The sequence below is a fragment of the Sphingobacterium suaedae genome, assembly GCF_042684625.1.
Taxonomy (GTDB): Bacteria; Bacteroidota; Bacteroidia; order Sphingobacteriales; family Sphingobacteriaceae; genus Sphingobacterium; species Sphingobacterium suaedae.
Genome location: NZ_JBHULR010000020.1, coordinates 33,790 through 53,310, shown reverse-complemented (window position 1 = coordinate 53,310; position 19,521 = coordinate 33,790). Strand labels below are relative to the sequence as shown.

Genomic DNA, 19,521 nt, shown 5'->3' with positions numbered 1-19,521 from the left:
GTTTAGGTTACAGTATCGTCGCTCTTATTCCAAAACTATAGGCCGCCATACGCGGATAAGCACCGTTACCCTGATTTTCCGTTTTCGACAGGTCCCAACCACGCTCCGGCTCCAGTCCTTCGAATTTAGTGAAGGTGATGGCATCTTGTGCATTCACATACAAGCGAATGTTTTTAAAATACCTACCTGCCGTCGGGAACGTGTAGCCCAATTGCAACATTTTTATACGAAAATACGATGCATCACTTAGCCATAGATCGCTCAGGTATTCATTAGCCGTGTTTCCAGTCCACACCCGGGGAAAACGGGCATCTCTCCGTTCGGGGGTCCAACTGTTATCCACGTAATACTGTCTTGGTGCACCCAGACTGTTGCTTTCTCCATCCATCAGCACGGGGTAGGCCTCTTGACCAACGATGCGCCCTGTTCGCCGTCCTACGCCTTGTCCGATCATCGCGAAATCCCAACGTTTCCAACCCAAATCCAACGTTATCGAATAGTTCATATGTGGGAATGGGTCGCCAAGATTGACACGGTCCTTATCATTGATCAAGCCATCGCCATTCTGATCCACGTAACGAATATCCCCGGGGAGCGTATTGGGCAACTTCGCCGTTGTTTCATCCACTTCCGCTTGATCCTGAAAATAACCATTACTCTGAAAGCCGTAGTAGTTATCCAAGGCAATACCACGGTACCAAACCTTATCGCTATCCCCCTTGAATATCAACGTATCCGACTGGCTATACCCCGCTTTCAACATCTTGTTCACGTTGTCGAACAACATTCCCCCTACTTTGTAGGATACAGCGCCAATCTTGTCGGACCAACTTGCCGATAGCTCCCAGCCTTTGTTCTCAACTTCTCCGATATTTACCGCAGATTCCAATGTATTGGAGCCGGTCAACGGCGGAACGGTAAAACTGTCGTAGATCAAATCATACGAAAATTTGTTGTACACTTCAGCGGTCATCGTCAGGCGGTTGTCCAGCGCTGTTACATCCAGTCCGACATTCCACTGCTTTTGTTTTTCCCAAGAAAACAATGGATTCGGCACGCGGATCGTCCATCCCCAGTTATTAACGATTTCCTCCCATAAATACGGGTCTACATTCTCGTTTCCGATCAAACCATACGAGGCCCGCACCTTCAAGTTATTAATCGTTCCCGCATCCCGCAAACTTTGCATAAAGGATTCGTTATGTGCATTCCAAGCCAATGCAACCGAAGGAAAAAATCCCCATTTGTGTTCGGGCGCAAACTTACTGCTCCCATCAGCACGTCCAGTCACTTCCAACAAGTAGCGGTTGTCAAACGAATAGTTTAATTTTCCAAAAAAGGAAGCCTTACTCGTCTCCCGGTAGTCTGTACGGATCTCGTTCATAATTTCCGATCCCAAGGTAAGGTATATCTTATCCTGATCGCCACGCAGTGTACTGTTATAATTCACTAGCGCACGCGCTGTCAATAAACTGGTACTTACTCCTTGCTCTGCCGCCACGGCGTTGTTCCAAATGGTCACAGGTGCACCATTTCCATCGTAAAATTTAAAGGTCTTCCGCTTTTCTTTATTGGCCGATTTATTCATGATATACGACACATTTCCCTCGATGTTCAGGTTTTTATTGATGTTGTAGCGTGGCCTTAAGTTGATCGTACTGCGGTCATGCACATAGTTTTTGATACCTCCTTTGGCAATAGATGCAAGCGGATTTATATTGTTGTGCAAAATATAATGTTCCGGCAGGTCCGAATCATAGAAAATCTGCTGGGTAGGGTTCATTCGCCAAGCCAGCTGGTAAAGCCCATGACCATTATCGTTGGCCATAAGGCGGTCTACCTGCAAGCGGTGGGCATAGAAATCCGCCAATAACACAAAACGGTCTGCGATATTAATGTTTGTATTAAAGCGCGCTGAGAATTTCTCGGTACCTTCGATCGCATTTAACCCGTTTTCTTTAACATGACCAAGCATCAAATTAAATGTCCCGACACCCCCACCGCCTGAAATATTTGCCGATGTATTGTGTGCATACGCTCTGCGTTGCATAACTTCATCGAGCCAGTTCACCGTCGGGATTTCGCCAGACTCCGCTTTGGCAATATCTTCTGCCGTAAACTGCGGAGTTTGTCCCTGATGCTCCCGGGCCCAATTATTGACTTTCATATATTGTGCTGCGCCGACAAAATCCGGCTTATCAATCGCCGAATTTATCGCTGTCCACGTATTGATATCCACCTTAAACTGTCCCGTATAGCCACGTTCTGTCTCGACAATGATCACTCCATTGGCGCCACGGGAGCCGTACATCGATGTTGATGCCGCGTCTTTCAAAACGGTAACGCTCTTAATCTGGTTTGGATCGATATCGGTTATCGATTGCTCCATCCCGTCAACGATCACTAAAGCATCTGCATTCTTCAATGTACTGATACCGCGGATAGAAATCGTTCCTGGCACCATCCCCGGTAAATTGCTACCTTGCAACATGGTTACGCCCGGTATCGTACCACTAAACGCCTCCTGCATTTTGAAAATTGGTCTGGTTTTCGTCTTACTCATATCCAACTGCGCCACCGAAGAGGCCACGTGTTGCTTATCGACCTAGGAATACCCGAACACCACCACTTCATCAATGTTATTGTCGGCTTCTTCCAAAATGACATTGATGTTCTTTTTATTCTGTGTACTTATTTCTTGGTCTTTAAAACCGACTAAACTGAAAATCAATACCCCATCGTTTGGAATGTTGATTTGAAACTCTCCGGATTTATCGGTTACTGTACCTAGATTTGACCCCTTAAACAAGACGGTTACGTTTTGTAGCGATATGTTTTCGGCTGTCCGAACTTTTCCGTAAACGGTGCGCTGTTGCGCAAACAGGGTAAGCGGATTGCATAACACGCAGCCCACTATAATAATAGGTAATAAATATTTTTTTATTGTAAATGATTTCATGAAATTATAGGTTTTTGATCAATTATTACGTAATGGTTATATGCCCTGACTATTTCAACATGGTACCTCCTTTCATTTTAACTGGGTTTTCGATTTAGAATTGATGCAAAAATGCAGTTATCCTATTAAATTTATGTAAACAAAGAAACAAAAAAACATTAACAAACAAAACAATTCGAAACCAAATATCATTTATACGAAATGTTTTGTAACAACAATGAAACATTAGAAGCTTTTAAGCATTCATTTACTTTTGAAAAAACATAAAAAAGGTGCCCGGCCTCATTACGAACTTGCGTTTCACACCGAAAGAGGATTGAACATTCTTGACTCGCCTACCTCCCCCGCCTTTCCGTCGCTTGTTGCGATAGAGCTCTCTCTTTTTTCCTCGATGGAAAAAAGAAAGCCCCCTCCATACTGGGCAACCCTCCCAAGGGCTTGACAAACAGGTCGTACGGGAGACGCCTCCTAAATCTTCGAAAAGCTTATTTGTTTTTCGAGCAGACCGAAATCCCATGCTACACGAATTATTCACATTTAATTCTTTTTCTCTCAATGCTAACTTAACAACAGTTGTCTTGTTTTGCAGCGACTAATAACGAGTCCTTTTATTAATCCAAAAACGAATGAATGAAGTAACATTTAGATTCGCAAAGTCCAGTTCGAAACTGGCTGTAATTTTAGCGCTATCTATGGTCCTGCATGGCGCTCAAGCACGGACAATGCGCTCGGTTGCTGAACACCCACCTGCATACACGGAAATTTTCCAATCCGGAGTACGTGGCAAAATCAGCTCCGCAGAAGGAGAATCCGTCGCCGGAGCAACCATACGGAACCTGCGGACCAAACAAGTCGCTTCCAGCGATTTCAACGGGAATTTCACAATCGACGCTCAACAAGGCGACGAGTTAGAGGTGAAAGGCCTAGGCTATCAGTTGATCACCGTCCGTGTTGGTAGCAACGACATGGAAATCATCCTACAAAAAGAAGAGTCTGCGATTGAAGAAGTGGTCGTCACAGCCATCGGTATCAAGAAAGAAAAGAAAAAAGTAGGCTACGCTACACAGGAAGTCAAGACGGAAGTCCTTACACAGTCCAAGACCATGAACATTGGTAATGCTTTGACCGGACAGGTAGCGGGCTTAAACGTAAACAATCCGACGGGAATATTTCAAGCGCCTTCCTTTAACCTACGCGGGAAGACACCTCTTATTGTTATCGACGGCGTTCCTGTGGAGACTGATTTCTTTGATATACCCAGTCAGAATATTGAAAACATCAACGTCCTAAAAGGTACCGCAGCTTCCGCGCTTTACGGAAACCGCGGGCGGAATGGAGCTGTTTTGATAACCACGAAAAGCGCAAAAAACGAACGTTTGGAGTTCAGCGTCGGAACCACGAATATGTTTTCCGCTGGCTTCACCGTGTTTCCTGAATCGCAGATGGAATACGGCAGTGGCTCTAATGGCAAATATGAATTCTGGGACGGTGCCGACGGCGGTATCTCCGACGGCGATATGGCCTGGGGGCCTAAGCTCAACACCGGCATACTGGTGCCCCAATGGAACAGCCCGATCCGAGACAAACAAACGGGCGAAGTCATCCCCTGGTGGGGCGATGTCAGTGGCACGATGTATGACGATAAATCTCGGTACGAACGTGTGCCAATCGATTGGGTAGCACATGATAACCTTCGCGATTTTCTAGGTATGGGCATGGTTACCGAAAACAATGCTACGATTTCCTATAAAAATGATAAGCTCAGTATTTTCGCTTCCGGAAAATATGCTTTTCAAAAAGGACAAGTTCCCAATACGCAGCTCACGAATGGCGGCGCCAACGTCAATTCATCCTACCGTTTCACGCCCAACGTACAATTTGACCTCAATCTCTCCTACAATAAAGTTAAATCACCAAACTACCCACGTTACGGCTATGGACCAAAGAACCACATGTATACCATCCTCCTCTGGATGGGAAATGACGTCAACGGAAAGGAACTTTCCGAGCACTTCTATGTTCCCGGACAAGAAGGATTCCGTCAGGCCAATTACAACTACGCCTGGTACAACAACCCCTACTTTGCTGCGGAAGAACTGAATCAGGTCTATGACATGGACGTACTGCACGGCCAGAGCACACTCAATTGGCGGCTATCGCCGAAATTCACCGTACAGGGCCGTGTTTCTGCCCGTCAAAGGTCGCGCTTTGAAGATATGCAAGTACCTAAGTCGTACATGAACTATGGCGACTCCCGCAACGGCGATTACAAAACGTGGGACAACAAGCAACTGAACTTCGATGCCGACGTATTGGCCACCTACACGGAACAGTTCTCAAACGATTTTGGTGTTACCTTGAATGCCGGTAGCTCCACTTTTAGGCGCACGGTGCGGAATGCATTTATGTCTACCGACGGGCTTGTTGTTCCATTTATCTACAACATCAACAATAGTCAGGGGCCTATCAAGACCAATATCTCCGGTGATGCGAAGTCGAACAATTTCACAGAAGACCGTGTCACGCGAAGCGTCTATGGATCGTTAACCTTTGATATCTTCCGATCTACCTACCTGAACCTAACGGGTCGGAACGATTGGTCATCCACATTATCCAAAGACAATGCCTCGTTCTTCTACCCGTCGGCATCTATCAGTTCCATCTTATCGGATTATTTCCATATGCCGCAACATGTCGATTTCTGGAAAATATACTCATCATGGGCTCAAGTATCGAGTGACCTCGATCCCTACAGTATTCGGGCAGCCTATGACAAAGCCCTTACCTATGGCTCTACCCCTTCCGTCAGCTACCCCGGTGTGATTCTGAACGAAGCCATCCAACCGCAGCGTTCGGCATCTTTTGAAGCAGGTACCTCTCTAGGTTTCTTCAATAACCGGTTATCGCTAGACTTCACGTATTATAATGTACTGGACGACAACTCCATATTTGATTTGAGTACGTCTCAGTCATCCGGCTTCAGCGCGCGCAAAGTCAATGGTTTGAAATATCGCACACAAGGATATGAAGTCATGCTAAACGCCCGTATTCTAAAGAACGAAAAGTTCAGCTGGAATACAGCCATTAACTGGAGCCGTTCCATCAAGCGAATCGAAGCCATTTATGATGGTGTCACACAATACCAAAACCGTAAAGTCGGCGATCGCGCAGATGCGTACTACGATACCAGTTGGCAAAAATCCGCCAGCGGCGACCTGATTCTAAATGCCAATACCGGTATGCCCATACAAGATCCTTACCCAAGTTACCTCGGTTACTTCAACCCAGATTGGCAGTTTGGCTTTTTAAACACATTTAACGTAAAAGATTTCACAATCAACGTTGATATTGACGGTTCTATTGGCGGCGTAATGCGCTCCCAAACGATCGAAAAGATGTGGTGGGGCGGCAAGCATCCCTCGTCTACACTATATCGCGATGAGGAATACGATTCCGGGCAAAACGCCTATAAGCCAATAGGTGTCGTTGTAACCGGGGGCGAGCTCGTACGCGACGTGAACGGAAATATCACGTCAGACACGCGTACCTACGCACCGTACACCGGTACCGTGAGTTGGCAAACCTGGAGCCAAAACTACCCCTACCGGGCACGTGTCACTGAAGACGAAAACGAGATGTTTGCTAATGTATACGACCGTACCTTCGTCAAATTGAGACGCTTGTCGGTAGGCTACGACCTAAACAAAGTGATTAAAACAAAAGCCCTGCAATCTTTGGATGCCTCCGTTTTTGGCTATAACCTGCTGATGTGGAAAAATATCCCTTACGTGGATCCGGATTTCGGTATCGGCAATGACGACAACTTACAAGATCCGTCAACCCGCTACATCGGTGTATCCTTGAATTTTAAATTTTAGTGTAAGGCTATTGGCAACAAAAGAATGACATATCATGAGAAAAACACATAAACTATACACCTTCCTCCTTTTCTGCGTGGCAATTGGATCTACCGTTTCCTGTAGAAAATTAGAAGATATCAACACGGATCCCAACCGGGCAGGCAACGCTCATCCCCGTGCCCTATTGCCCAAAATAGAATGGGAAGCCTTCCGTGCGTGGCACGGCACATCGCCCCTTTATACCTTGAAGATGATTGTACAGACCGATGGCGAAAATGCCAATCAGATTTACAATTGGCAGCGGGGAAGTTTCGATCCCTACGAACAACTGCGCAACGTTGTCAAACTCGAGGAAGAAGCCCAATCGATCGGCGAGCCCGGCTATTTGGCGTTGGCCAAATTCTTCCGCGCTTATTATTTTTATAATTTGACGTTAACGTTTGGCGACATTCCGTATTCCGAAGCGTTACAGGGAGAACGCAATGCTATTTACTCGCCAACATACGACGCCCAAAAAGACGTGTTTAACGGGATTTTGAGCGAACTGGAGGAAGCGAGCAATATCCTGACTGAAAACCAAGAGGTGCTTACTGGCGACATCATATACGAGGGCAACACCACACAATGGATCAAAGCCATCAATGCGTTCCGGCTGCGCGTACTACTTACCCTTTCCAAAAAAGATGGCGATTCCAATTTAGGAATCAAAGCGAAATTTGCGGAAATAGCACAGCAGGCTCCCCTGCTTTCTGAAGGCGACGATGCCCAGCTCGTGTTCCTCGATCAAGAAGGTAACCGTTATCCCGAATTTAACTCCAGCGGTTATGGTTCAGGAATGTATATGGATTCCACCTTTATCAAAAGACTCCAAGACCATAAAGATCCCCGTCTTTTTGTCATTGCGACCCGCACACGTCTGGCCGAAGAAGCCGGCTTAGCGTTGGACAATTTCGCTGCTTACGAAGGAGGCGATCCCATTGTACCGTACGCGCAGGTCAACGCCAAGGCCGTCCAAGGAAAACTGTCCAAAGTATTGGAGCGTTACACAAAAGATGCTACTACGGAGCCATACGTATTGATCGGCTATGCGGAACAACAATTTATTCTGGCCGAGGCCATGATACGCGGATGGATTACGGGCAATGCAACAGCTGCCTATAACGCCGGCATAACATCGGCGTTCAAATTTTACGAAAATTACGCCAAAGGCCTGGGTACGTTCGTCAACGCAAGCAAAGTAGAAGCCTACCTGAAGCAAGATATCGTCAGGCTGGACGCAGTATCTACAACGGAAGAAAAACTTGCTCGCATCCACATGCAGAAATACCTACGGTCGTTTCACCAAGGTGGTTATTCGGCTTATTACGATCATCTGCGAACAGGCTACCCGAGCTTACGTAAATCGGCCAACGTACTGACCGCCTATCGCTGGATGTACCCCCAATCGGAATATAACAACAATACCGCAAATGTCGGATCAGCCATTCAATCGCAATTTGGCGGCAACGACAATATCCGCAGTAAACCCTGGTGGGTACAATAATACATCGATGGAAAGTAGACGATCATTTCTAAAAAAAGCATCGCTATTGGCAGGGGCAACAGCTACCGTACAGCTGCTGCCCCGTTCCATTCAGCGCGCGCTGGCCATCGAAGCCGCGGAGGGCAGCACCTTTCTGGATGCCGAACATATTGTTTTCCTGATGCAGGAAAACCGCTCGTTTGATCATTGTTATGGCACGTTAAAAGGTGTCCGCGGATTCAGCGACCCGCGGGCCATCCACAAGCCCGATGGCATGCCCGTATGGTTACAGCAAAATCGTGATGGGCAAACGTATACACCCTTCCGCCTCGACATAGAAAATAGCAAAACGACCTGGATGGGATCTCTTCCGCATAGTTGGAAAGACATGGTCTTTGCGCGCAATGAAGGTAAAATGGATACCTGGCTCGAAGCTAAAAAAGCAGGTAATGCTGCGTTCCGTCATATCCCGCTCACGATGGGTTATCACACACGGCAGGATATCCCGTTTTATTATGCACTGGCAGACGCATTCACTATTTGTGACCAACATTTCTGTTCATCGCTAACCGGAACCAGTGCCAACCGCTCGTATTTCTGGTCGGGCACCATCCGCGAAGAACCGCACAACGGTGCATCCACAGCCCATGTCGACAATGGACAAATCAATTACAAAAATGTCGGTTGGAAAACCTATCCCGAACGCTTACAGGAAGCCGGGATACCTTGGAAGGTCTACCAAAACGAATTGAGTATACCTGTCGGATTTGAAGGAGAAGAAGAAGATTGGCTAGCCAATTTTACGGACAATAACCTCGAATTTCACAAACAATATCAGGTACGCTTCCATCCCGCACACCATCGGTATATGCAAAAGAGACTGGCAGAAGTGGAGCATACCCTAGAAACAGCGCGTTTCAGCGACGCAGAATCTTATAAAAAACTGCAGCACGAAGCCCAACAGCTCCGTCTAGATGTAGTGCGCTATGGACCGGAGGCCTTTTCAAAGCTAGACACACACAGCCAGGAAATCCATCGTCGTGCGTTTGTCACCAATACCGGCGATCCGCATTACCATCAATTAGAAACCATTGCATATACGGATGCCGAAGGGACAAAAGAAGTCGCCGTACCTCAGGGCGACGTCTTTCATCAGTTCCGGCAGGACGTGCGTAGCGGCCAACTGCCTACGGTATCCTGGCTCGTGGCACCGTGCCGGTTCTCTGACCATCCAGGTTCGCCCTGGTATGGAGCTTGGTATATTTCCGAAGCACTCGATATCCTGACCGCGAACCCCGAGATCTGGAAGAAAACGATATTCATTCTTACCTATGATGAAAACGACGGTTATTTCGACCACATACCTCCCTTTGTTCCGCCCCATAGCCAACGTCCTGACACAGGCGTCGTGGCCCGGGGTATACATACCGAAAACGAGTATGTCACTGTCGAACAAGAACGCTTACGCAGCGGCGACACCCGGAGCACGTTGGAAAGCCCGATCGGGTTTGGTTTCCGCGTGCCGCTTGTTATCGCATCTCCATGGAGTAAAGGCGGACGCGTCAACTCGGAAGTATGCGATCTTACATCGCCTTTACAGTTTCTCGAATATTTCATCGAAAAGAAATACCGTAAAAAAGTCAAAGAAGACAACCTAAGTAGTTGGCGGAGGCTCGTTAGCGGCAATCTCACATCCGTTTTCCAGCCAGCAAATGGCCAGGAGACCGTGTCGTTCGAAGCTGTTAAACGCGACGCCTATGTAGAACGTATTCATGCCGCAAAAAACAAGGCCTTGCCCACCGGTTTCAGAGCGTTGTCGCTACCATCATCCTTAGATCTAAAACTTAGCGACCTGTGGACATCTCCGCAGGAGCCTGGCACTAAAGAAGCCTGTCCGCTACCTTACGACTTTACCGTAAATGCGCATATAGACGACGGAACGCAAAGCTTATGCATTACCTTTGCGGTGGATGGCCGATTGTCTAAAACAAAGACGGTTGGAGCTCCCTTCGTCGCAATAGCGCGCGTGCCCGTAGGCACAGCAAAACTAGGTGGACAAACATGGAATATCGCAGCACGCGAAGGCGAACCACTCATCTATCGTTGGCCCCTGAGTGATTTCGTAGGCGGCGTATATCATATCGATATACACGGCCCAAACGGCTTTTATCGATCGTTTAAAGGCTCCGTTGGCGTGCCGCCTAATCTGAAGATAGAACTCCTACACCAAGTTAAGAACAAAACAGCAGTTACCCTAGAAGTTGGAGGAAACAAGGGTCGGCTACACGTCTGCGATCTGTCGTACGGCTACACGGACAAAAGCTTTCAGGCAAATCGTTTCAAGTGGATGCAGGAGTTAGAGCAATCGTTTGGTTGGTATGATATAGCAGTCACGCACGATGCGGACCCGCATTTCCGATATCAATATGCGGGACATGTAGAAACCGGGAAACTGAGTCGAACGGATCCGCTCATGGGAGCTGAGGTAAAAAGAGAACAGTAGCAGGCATGGCTGTTCTTTGGGTGTGCCCCGTCGCTTGCCGCGACAGGGCTTGTTCTTTCTTCTTGAAAAGAAAGAACTGTTTTCTTAGGTTTCCTGGCAACAACCCATCCTAAACAGAAAACTTAAAACCGCTCATCTACATCTCTTTGCAACAACCCATCCTTAACAGAAAAATGTCGCCTTGGGATCGTTGCGTCTGTAGGAACTTGCCATTGCACAGGCTACTCAGGATGCAAAAGATCCCCAGCGACGGGTTTTGGTTACTTTTGGCAGCAAAAGTAACGCCCCTGCCCCGGGCTTAGGGGCGGAAAGGCAGTGCGAGGGACAAACCGATAAAAAAGACCATCACTGCCATAGAAGACAAAAGAAACCCTGCCCCAGGCCTAGGGGCGGAAAGGTCGTGCGAGGGACAAACCGATAAAAAAGACCATCACTGCCATAGAAGACAAAAAAGAAAACCCTGCCCCGGGCTTAGGGGCGGAAAGGTCGTGCGAGGGACAACGTTTACATACATCACCACCGCTTTGCCCTGCCCACAGCCTTTCCGTCGCTTGCCGCGACAGAGCTTGTTCTTTCTTCTTGAAAAGAAAGAACCAAAGATTCAAGGCTAGGTTTCTTGATGCTACCTCGCCTGTCATCGCCTAAACCATCCCAAACTCACTGCGTTCGAACAGGGGATGGTTCTTAACGGCGATTGACGACGGCTCGCTACGCAGTCGAAACCAAGGCCGTCTTCAGCGAACAAAAAATAAACGATAGCAGACCGTTGTCTTACGCTTCCTTGCACCCACCATATTAACGGAATAAATAATTTAAAATCGCTCATCTACATCTCTTTGCAACAACCCATCCTTAACAGAAAAATGTCGCCTTGGGATCGTTGCGGAATATCGTTTGTCCGTTACTTACCAGCCCTCCGAACTCCAACTCCTTATTCTACAAGCTCAATCCAATCGTTGATCTGGAACGTCGTCTGGGGCGTCATAAAAATCTGATCAAAATTTTCTCCTCCCATCTCTTCCAATGGCGATACGATACAGATCAGTCGTTCACCGGGAACAAAGAAACTAAGACCGTCCGTCAAGAAATAAAAGATTCCATATTTCCCTAGTCCAGGACTAACGGTATAGCTTCCGTTTATACTCTGATAAGCCACCTGATTCGTACCTTTCCGGAAAATATCAAAGGTGTAGAACTTAGAATCATCGATAGCCGGCAATTCCAGCGTGCCAAAAGATCCGTCCGTCGGCACCGTGAAACGCAAATGTGCGTCGGAAACTGCCTCTGTAGCCTTGTCACGTGTATAAAACACCAAATCGACATCTCCGCCGAGGAATGTGGTCTGCCCAAATGGCACATCTGGCAAAAATCGTAACATCACGGTCATACCCTTGGGATCTTTCAGCGGCGGCAGTTTCATGCGTTCGATAAGACCATACGCATCCAAGTAAAACTTCAGCGTCTTATCCGCGTCAGCTTCGGTGATCGTCCGGCTCACGAGAACCTCCTGTTCATCCTTCCGGGTAACCGTGAGTTTTCTCTCCTGCCCCTTATTGAGGGCAATTGTCAAAGGATTCATGGTCGCACCGCCATAAGGGTTCTGGTAAACCAACTTATCATCCACGTAAAAATCAAGACCGATGTCGGCGGCAAAGACCATCAGGTTATAGGTAATACCCGCATCGTAGATTTCCCCATTATCATAAAAAATCCCAAATTCATGCGTAAATCCTTTTGGATCGATGTCGTAGGTCCGCAATATATCGGTTTTTCCCTTTTCGCGCACATGGAGTTTTTGTTCACCCTCTTCTATCAGCATCTGGAACGCGTTCGGGAAAGAATGAAACTGTCCCCGCGTGCTGTCCACTACCCTACCGTTGTACACAAATTCGAGCGCTGTAGCGGTCGATCCTTTAAATGCGATCTGCACGACGTGTGGCTCCGAATCGTAATAGAGCTCCCCTTTTTGGCATCCGTAGAAGAAGGCCATAAGAGATATGCATATACCTAATAAAAACGGTCTGTTTATGTGATTATATAGCTTCATATATTTCTTTATGCGTAAAATCGTTTAAAATCTGTAGGTCAAGGAGGTGCTGAATGTCCGGCCAAATCGTTGTTTGAACGTGTAGAGGTCGCCATCTTCATAATCGTCGGTAAACCCAGGTTTCAACCGCTGGGCATTGCTAAAATCCAATGATCCCCCTTCGGAATCGGGATTGACTTCATAGCTGCCGCGGTTGTTATAAAATACCGAAGCCGCATCGAGCAAGTTGCCTCCATTAATTTTAACTTCTAACTTGGACTTGAAAAATCTGTAGCTCAGCTGTACATCCAATTGTTCGCGGGGCTGCTCATATTCTGTATTCGCTGGCGACGTCGTCACGAAATATGTTTTACGACCCGACTTATTATACACGATATTCATTCCCAGTTTGTCATCCTGGTATTGAAGTCCGGCATTCAACAAATAAGGAGCCTGTCCATACAGCGCTCGCTTTTGCCTCATGGGTGCCATAATAGGCTTTCCGTTCTCTGGATCGTTGTCGTTTGTCATAAACAAACCCTCTACCTTAGATTGCTGATAGGTCAAATTTCCGGAAAGGGTCAAGTGCTGCAATACGGCAACATCCGCTATAAAACCTAGATTTTTACGGGCTTCGAGCTCCATTCCGTATACCTTCGCCCAATTCGAATTTTTCAACGTATACCGGAACCCAAAGTCGAGGGTTTCCATAGCGATCATTTCTGCAGGTTTGTCGAAATATTTGTAGTAGCCCCCGATGGAAAGCAATTCGCCTAGACCAGGAAACCATTCCGTCTTAAAATCCCAGCTGTCGATACGCGTACTGCTGATCCCCGCACTCCCCACAAGCCCATCGTAAAAAGCACTATAACGGAAGAACTGACTGTTGTCCATCATTTCGGGGCGCACCACCGTACTGGAGTAAGCCGCCCGAATATTCAGTGAGCCAAGCGGACTATAGGTCAGGTTGGCCGACGGCAGCCATTGCCACGCCTTATCAGCGGGCAGGTCGAATGCTCCATATGCCCCCTGTTTGGGTGAATTGGATCCATTGTGGATTTCTTGGTAGTCATAATACTCCGCGCGTAGGCCCCACACGAGGCGCCAGCGGTTGGCCAGTCGGTTATCCAACATGAGGTAGCCCGCATGGTTCTGGCTTTCGCCGGCATAGTAATCGTTGCCCCACCCGTCCAACAGCAAGAGGTAACCATCGGCCCGTACGTTTTCCGGCTTCAGCATGTCGCCAATCGGGATATAGGTGAGTGCGGGGTCAAGCGGCGCATAGCCTTTCAGAAGCGGTAAGATCTTCCAGTCGAACCTCGCCCGGCGATGCGTACCGAAGTATCCTGTTTTGATCGTATTGCTGAGGATGCCTGCATCGAATGATCGCGATGCGGATACATTCCAGGAGTAGTGTTTTTCGTCGTTCGAATAGTGCTGCCTGGAAATAGGCGTAAACCGAGCCTCCGAGATTGGATTGGGGAAATAGGCAAAAATCGTATCCTTGCCAATCAGCTGTATAGTGCGCGTCGCAATCCCGATGTCCTTTTGCTCGCGTGCTATATCGGTACGAGCCACATCCCAATCCACTTTCATATTCCCCAACTGATGCTGTCCGCTCAGCTTATTCTGTAGTAAGGTCGTGAATGTGGGATCATCGGCTTCACGGATCCATTCCGGCTGTCCATCAAAATCATTGGCTGAACTTACCCCTTTAATACGTGTCAATGCGTTGCTATATACATGCGTATACGTATTGCGGAGGCTCAAGCGATGTTGCCCAAGTTGCAAACCCATATTCAATACGCCGCCGAGCGTAGTATTAAAATCGTAAGACCGCCCCTGGGCCACGATTTCGGTGTTGGTATTCCAATTACCCCGACGTATCGCTTCGATGGCATTGACCGTTTGGTTATTCCGATAACTCAGGGCACCGGTAAATCCAAACTTACGTTGCCCGGAATCGTCCAACGGATATAGACGGCCAAGCGTGAACTGGTAGTGCTGCGCTGGGGCTGCCCGATACCGATGTACCGTGAAGTTATCCTGCGTAAACCGTTTCGTTTGTGCTATTAACTCTTCGACAGGCGAACTAGTGGACATGGTCTTCAGGTCGGCCGGGAAAGCCCTCCGCCCGTCATCAAACCCTAAATAATCGTATTTTCCCCGTTTCCGGCTTAAAAACTTCTTCCCAGCTGACTGATCGTTGATCGCACTGCCGACCGTAAGATCCATAAAATTTTCGGTTGGGATATCCTTGGTATTCACCTGAATGGCACCACCACCAAAACCCGTATTCATATCCGGCGTTATGGTCTTTACGACCACCACATTATCCACCAAGGCATTCGGTACCAGTTCGAAGGAGAAACTTCTTCGCTGAGCCTCCGTACTCGGGAGTACTGTACCATCCAATAACGCCGCATTATACCGCTCGCCGATACCACGGATCAATACAAATTTATTGTCGGTCGTATTCACGCCCGATATACGCTTTAAAGTCTCCCCCACATGCCGGTCAGGTGTAGCCGCAATCTGTTCGGCAGCAATACCGCTACCAATTGCCGCCCTATTCTTCTGTTCGCTGTATAGACCATCGACAGACGCTTTTTTATAGCCGGATGTGACCACCACTTGGCCAAGGGTGTTCGCTTCTGCCTTCATCGACACCGTAAGCGGTGTCTGGGTATTATCCTTAACCACCACGTCGGTGATACGCTGCGTCTGGAAAGAAAGGTAACGCACCTCCAACGTATAACGGCCGGGCGTGCAACTGATCGTATAGCTTCCATCCAAATCCGTCTGGGTAGTCAGGTTGCCATTCCCTATAACGAGGACCGAGGCTCCGACCAATGGTTCGCCCCGCTCGTCCAAGATTTTACCACTGATGCGGCCCGGACGTTGGGGTGTTGCTTTACGAACAGCCCCTGGATCTGGAGACCTAGCGTCACGGGTAGTGGGTTTTGCATCGATCATGATATGCAACCCCTTTTGTGTATAGCGAAGATCCGTAGGCTTAAGCACACGGTCGATTGCAAGCTTCACATTGTTTTCCCTCTCGGTGAGGTTTACATACACTCCGTTGTATCGATCTACATCGTTGCCGTAGAAGAATTTGACTTGGCTGCCTTGCTGGATCTGCTTCAGGGCAGCCTTAATGGAAATATGTTGCGCGCGGATAGATAGTTTCATCGTTGTCAGATCCTGGCCGGGCGCTCCCATCGGCAACATCATGACAAGCACAAAGAACGTACATATAGCGCATGACAAATGCCGAAAACCATATTTTGATCTGATTTTATAAAGCAGAAGAGTGCTTTTTTGCATATTATTGTAAAATATTTATGGGTTAATTTTTTAGTTGATCTGTAAGTTAAGTGCACTTACCGCTCGGACTACCAATCGTAAACGGTATCTGTACTGTCACGTTCCTATCGGTAGATGGGAACGTTTTTTTATGGGGTAAACCGTGTTGTTATCGTATCTACATAGGCATTTTATTTAAGGTTCATAACGTGTTGAAGCAGGCATGGCAATCCTTACGGCGTATGATATAGGATCATGACCTGTTGTTGGGAATCGTAGCGGTACGTGAACTTGCCCACAAAAGCCAACATCTCCATAACATCGTCCAAAGGTTCGGTCGCCGAAAACGTCGCGTTCAGGCGAACAGCTGCCAAACGGGGATCTTCCAAGCGGAAAGCCACACCGTATATACGCTGTAATGATGCTAGTATTTTATCGAGCTCTTGTCCATCAAAATAGACCTCACCCGAAGCCCAATTTTCCAGCGATGCTGCGTCGACCAGACCCTTGCGAACCGATCCACGCACAGCATCGTAGTGTACTTTCTGCCCTTTGGTCAATAAAGCTAACGCCCTAGGTTCTTCTGATTGGTGATCTGTGACTTGTACCCTACCGCTAGCCACAGCCACTTCAACGGCTGTGGAATCAAATGCCGTTACCCGAAAAGACGTGCCCAGTACACGTGTCCGGACGTTTCCTGTATGGATGACAAAAGGCTTCGTCGCATCGGGTGTCACATCAAAGAAAGCCTCTCCGTTTAAGTGTATCTCCCGTGTGCCGCCCGAGAACTGTGCCGGATAGCGCAGCTCGCTACCAGCAGCTAGATATACCGATGTGCTATCCGGAAGTACATATTTTATGGGCCCTCCACCCGTATTGCGCTGTTCGATGACGGCCCTCTTTGGCACCATCTGTTTGTAGCCCACAAAAGAAACTCCGGCCATAAACAATACACCCACGATGACAGCTGCTACCTGACGCCATCTGTGCATGCGCAGCCGCTTGGAGCGGTTCTGCGCTTCCTGTGCTATCCGTTGCTGGAGATGGAGCTTCCACCGATTGATAAGCGGCTGCTGCTCGGGATCCGCTTTGCTTGTCGCATTCCAATCGGCAGCCGACTGGGCTGCTATTAGCTCCTCCAACACGTGTTGGCTTTCCTCCTGTTGCAGGAGCATCTGTACATCGGCCTGCTCCTCGTCCGAACAGCGGCGATCTAAAAACTTTTTTAGCAGTTCAATATCGTGATCTTTCATGGTTCAGTTCCTTCTATCTATATAGTAACCTAACACCTATGGCTACCACCTAGAGCGAAGTTTTTTTACCACAAAAAAAACTACAACACACTGATTAACAGAAAAATAATTTGATATAAAATGGATTAGAAATATATAGGCAATACCAAGGCCAACAGGAAGAGCACGGTATCGTTATCCATTTTTTTGCGTAGGGCGGCCAATGCAGCGCTCATATAGTTCTCTACGGTATTAATCGAAAGGCCGGTATGGCTCGCAATCGCTTTATAGCTCAGTTGCTGATCGCGGCTAAGCTCAAAAACCAATCGGCGTTGCGGGCTGAGTTCTGCCAGGTTTTTCCGGTATATATCCTCCATTTCCTTCGCAAGGATTTGTCCGTCGGGCGGATCCGTAGCCAGGGGCAGCTCATGCGCCGGGAGCTCATCAACCGGACTGGTATACACCGGTGCTTTACGCAATTGCCGGACGATCATGTTACGAAAAGCTTTAAATAGATAGGCCGATAAGCTCTGGTTAATGATGATATCCTGTCGCCGTTCCCAAATATAGAACAGCAGATCCATAGCAAGCTCTTCCACCAAAAACTCATCCCGTAGATAACGCATCCCCATCTGTTGCAGACGCGGAGCATAGCGATCGACCAACTCGTTGTATGCCCGCATATCTCCCGCTTTGCAGCCACGGAACAACTCGATATCAGGAACCTGCGTATAATCCATCAGAATTAATAATTTCGCTGTAAATTTGACGTTTACATATTAACAGGTTGTTAATTAAACATCAAGAAATCCGTCATATTGGAGTTGGAACAAACAATTTAAACCGCTTATCTACATCTCTTAGCAACAACTCTTCCTTAACAGAAAAATGTCGCCAGTTTACATAAATCACCACCGCTTTGCCCTGCCCACAGCCTTTCCGTCGCTTGCCGCGACAGGGCTTGTTCTTTCTTCTTGAAAAGAAAGAACCAAAGATTCAAGGCTAGGTTTCTTGATGCTACCTCGCCTGTCATCGCCTAAACCATCCCAAACTCACTCCGTTCGAACAGGGGATGGTTCTTAACGGCGATTGACGACGGCTCGCTACGCAGTCGAAACCAAGGCCGTCTTAGCGAACAGAGAATAAACGATAGCAGACCGTTGTCTTACGCTTCCTTGCACCCTACCATATTAACAGAAAAATGTCGCCTTGGGATCGTTGCGTCTGTAGAAAATTGCCATTGCACAGGCTACTAAGGATGCAAAAGATCCCCAGCGATGACTTTTTTGCGTACTTTTTTGAGAGAAAAAAGTACGAGCCCAGCCCCGGCTTTAGGGGCGGAAAGGTCGTGCGAGGGACAAACCGAATAAGAAAGACCATCACTGCCATAGAAGACAAAAAAACACCCTCCCCAGACCTTCTTCTAAGATTCCATATTAAACTTTTAGACCGGTAAAAAGTCCTACAGATAAACGATTAGTTTGGTACAGTTTTGGAGTAGAACTTGCATGTTATGAAAAAGTTTACATTAATGATCGCTACCGGTCTTATCTTATTTACTGTCGGGATAAACCAGGCCATAGCGCAGCGCGGAGGCGACGACAAATATTGGGAACGCCGAAAAGAAGCAGATAAAAAGCGGCACGAATACATTCGAGAACGGGAAAAGAAGAGAGATGAGTATTATCGTGAACGCGACAAAAAAGAAGCCGAGTATTACCGCGAATCTGCGAAACGACGGAAAGAATACTATAAGGAGCGTCGTAAACACGGTATCCCATCTTGGGCACGAGCGCACCGATACGATGCGCGGCACCATGTCTATTTCAGAGATTACCGCACCTTTTATGATCCATATCGTGGAGGCTATGTATACCTAGATGGCGGCAATTGGCGTTTCTCGGCTAGCATCCCGTCATTTATGATCAATGTAGACTTGGGAAGAGCCAACATACGCGTCATGAATGACGTACCGGTCGATCGGCATCCCGAAGATTTCTATGACGATTATGACGAAGAATATTGGGAAAACGATTAACGAAATATAAGGGGGGCTATGCCCCTCTTATCATTTTGTACGTCGTACGTAAACGCTACACCTCGAAACCAATGC

10 protein-coding genes are annotated in these 19,521 nt (G+C 47.7%); 4 read left to right on the top strand and 6 right to left on the bottom strand.

Translation table 11 applies throughout. The annotated features are described in order from the left end of the window. Positions 1 to 7: 7 nt before the first annotated feature. Positions 8 to 2,590, bottom strand: a complete 2,583-nt coding sequence (locus tag ACFSR5_RS18440) for a SusC/RagA family TonB-linked outer membrane protein (protein ID WP_380905945.1) — start codon at positions 2,588 to 2,590, stop codon at positions 8 to 10. Between the two features lie 15 nt (positions 2,591 to 2,605). Then, positions 2,606 to 2,959, bottom strand: a complete 354-nt coding sequence (locus tag ACFSR5_RS18435; protein WP_380905944.1) for a carboxypeptidase-like regulatory domain-containing protein — start codon at positions 2,957 to 2,959, stop codon at positions 2,606 to 2,608. 626 nt (positions 2,960 to 3,585) lie between these two features. Here ACFSR5_RS18435 and ACFSR5_RS18430 point away from each other — a divergent pair. From ACFSR5_RS18430 to ACFSR5_RS18420, 3 genes are read left to right on the top strand one after another with little or no spacing between them, the layout of a single operon-like run. After that, the gene (locus ACFSR5_RS18430; RefSeq protein WP_380905943.1) at positions 3,586 to 6,837 is read left to right on the top strand and encodes a SusC/RagA family TonB-linked outer membrane protein; all 3,252 of its coding nucleotides are present in this window, start codon (positions 3,586 to 3,588) and stop codon (positions 6,835 to 6,837) included. A 34-nt stretch (positions 6,838 to 6,871) separates the two neighbouring features. Continuing rightward, complete coding sequence (locus tag ACFSR5_RS18425) at positions 6,872 to 8,362, top strand: SusD/RagB family nutrient-binding outer membrane lipoprotein (protein ID WP_380905942.1); 1,491 nt, start codon at positions 6,872 to 6,874, stop codon at positions 8,360 to 8,362. 7 nt (positions 8,363 to 8,369) lie between these two features. Then, positions 8,370 to 10,844 (top strand): phosphocholine-specific phospholipase C, encoded by a 2,475-nt coding sequence (locus ACFSR5_RS18420; protein WP_380905941.1) that lies wholly within the window; start codon positions 8,370 to 8,372, stop codon positions 10,842 to 10,844. 931 nt (positions 10,845 to 11,775) lie between these two features. On the opposite strand, the gene ACFSR5_RS18415 is transcribed toward ACFSR5_RS18420, so the two are convergent. From ACFSR5_RS18415 to ACFSR5_RS18400, 4 genes are all read right to left on the bottom strand, one after another. Continuing rightward, positions 11,776 to 12,834, bottom strand: coding sequence for a hypothetical protein (locus tag ACFSR5_RS18415; protein WP_380905940.1), 1,059 nt, complete (start codon positions 12,832 to 12,834; stop codon positions 11,776 to 11,778). An 81-nt stretch (positions 12,835 to 12,915) separates the two neighbouring features. Further along, positions 12,916 to 16,062, bottom strand: a complete 3,147-nt coding sequence (locus ACFSR5_RS18410; RefSeq protein ID WP_380905939.1) for a TonB-dependent receptor domain-containing protein — start codon at positions 16,060 to 16,062, stop codon at positions 12,916 to 12,918. 347 nt (positions 16,063 to 16,409) lie between these two features. Beyond that, positions 16,410 to 17,429 carry a FecR family protein gene (locus ACFSR5_RS18405; protein ID WP_380905938.1) on the bottom strand — a complete coding sequence of 340 codons (1,020 nt, stop codon included), beginning with the start codon at positions 17,427 to 17,429 and terminating at the stop codon, positions 16,410 to 16,412. A 125-nt stretch (positions 17,430 to 17,554) separates the two neighbouring features. Next, positions 17,555 to 18,148 (bottom strand): sigma-70 family RNA polymerase sigma factor, encoded by a 594-nt coding sequence (locus tag ACFSR5_RS18400; protein WP_380905937.1) that lies wholly within the window; start codon positions 18,146 to 18,148, stop codon positions 17,555 to 17,557. Positions 18,149 to 18,921: 773 nt separating this feature from the next. Here ACFSR5_RS18400 and ACFSR5_RS18395 point away from each other — a divergent pair. Continuing rightward, positions 18,922 to 19,446, top strand: coding sequence for a hypothetical protein (locus ACFSR5_RS18395; protein WP_380905936.1), 525 nt, complete (start codon positions 18,922 to 18,924; stop codon positions 19,444 to 19,446). Positions 19,447 to 19,521 lie beyond the last annotated feature (75 nt).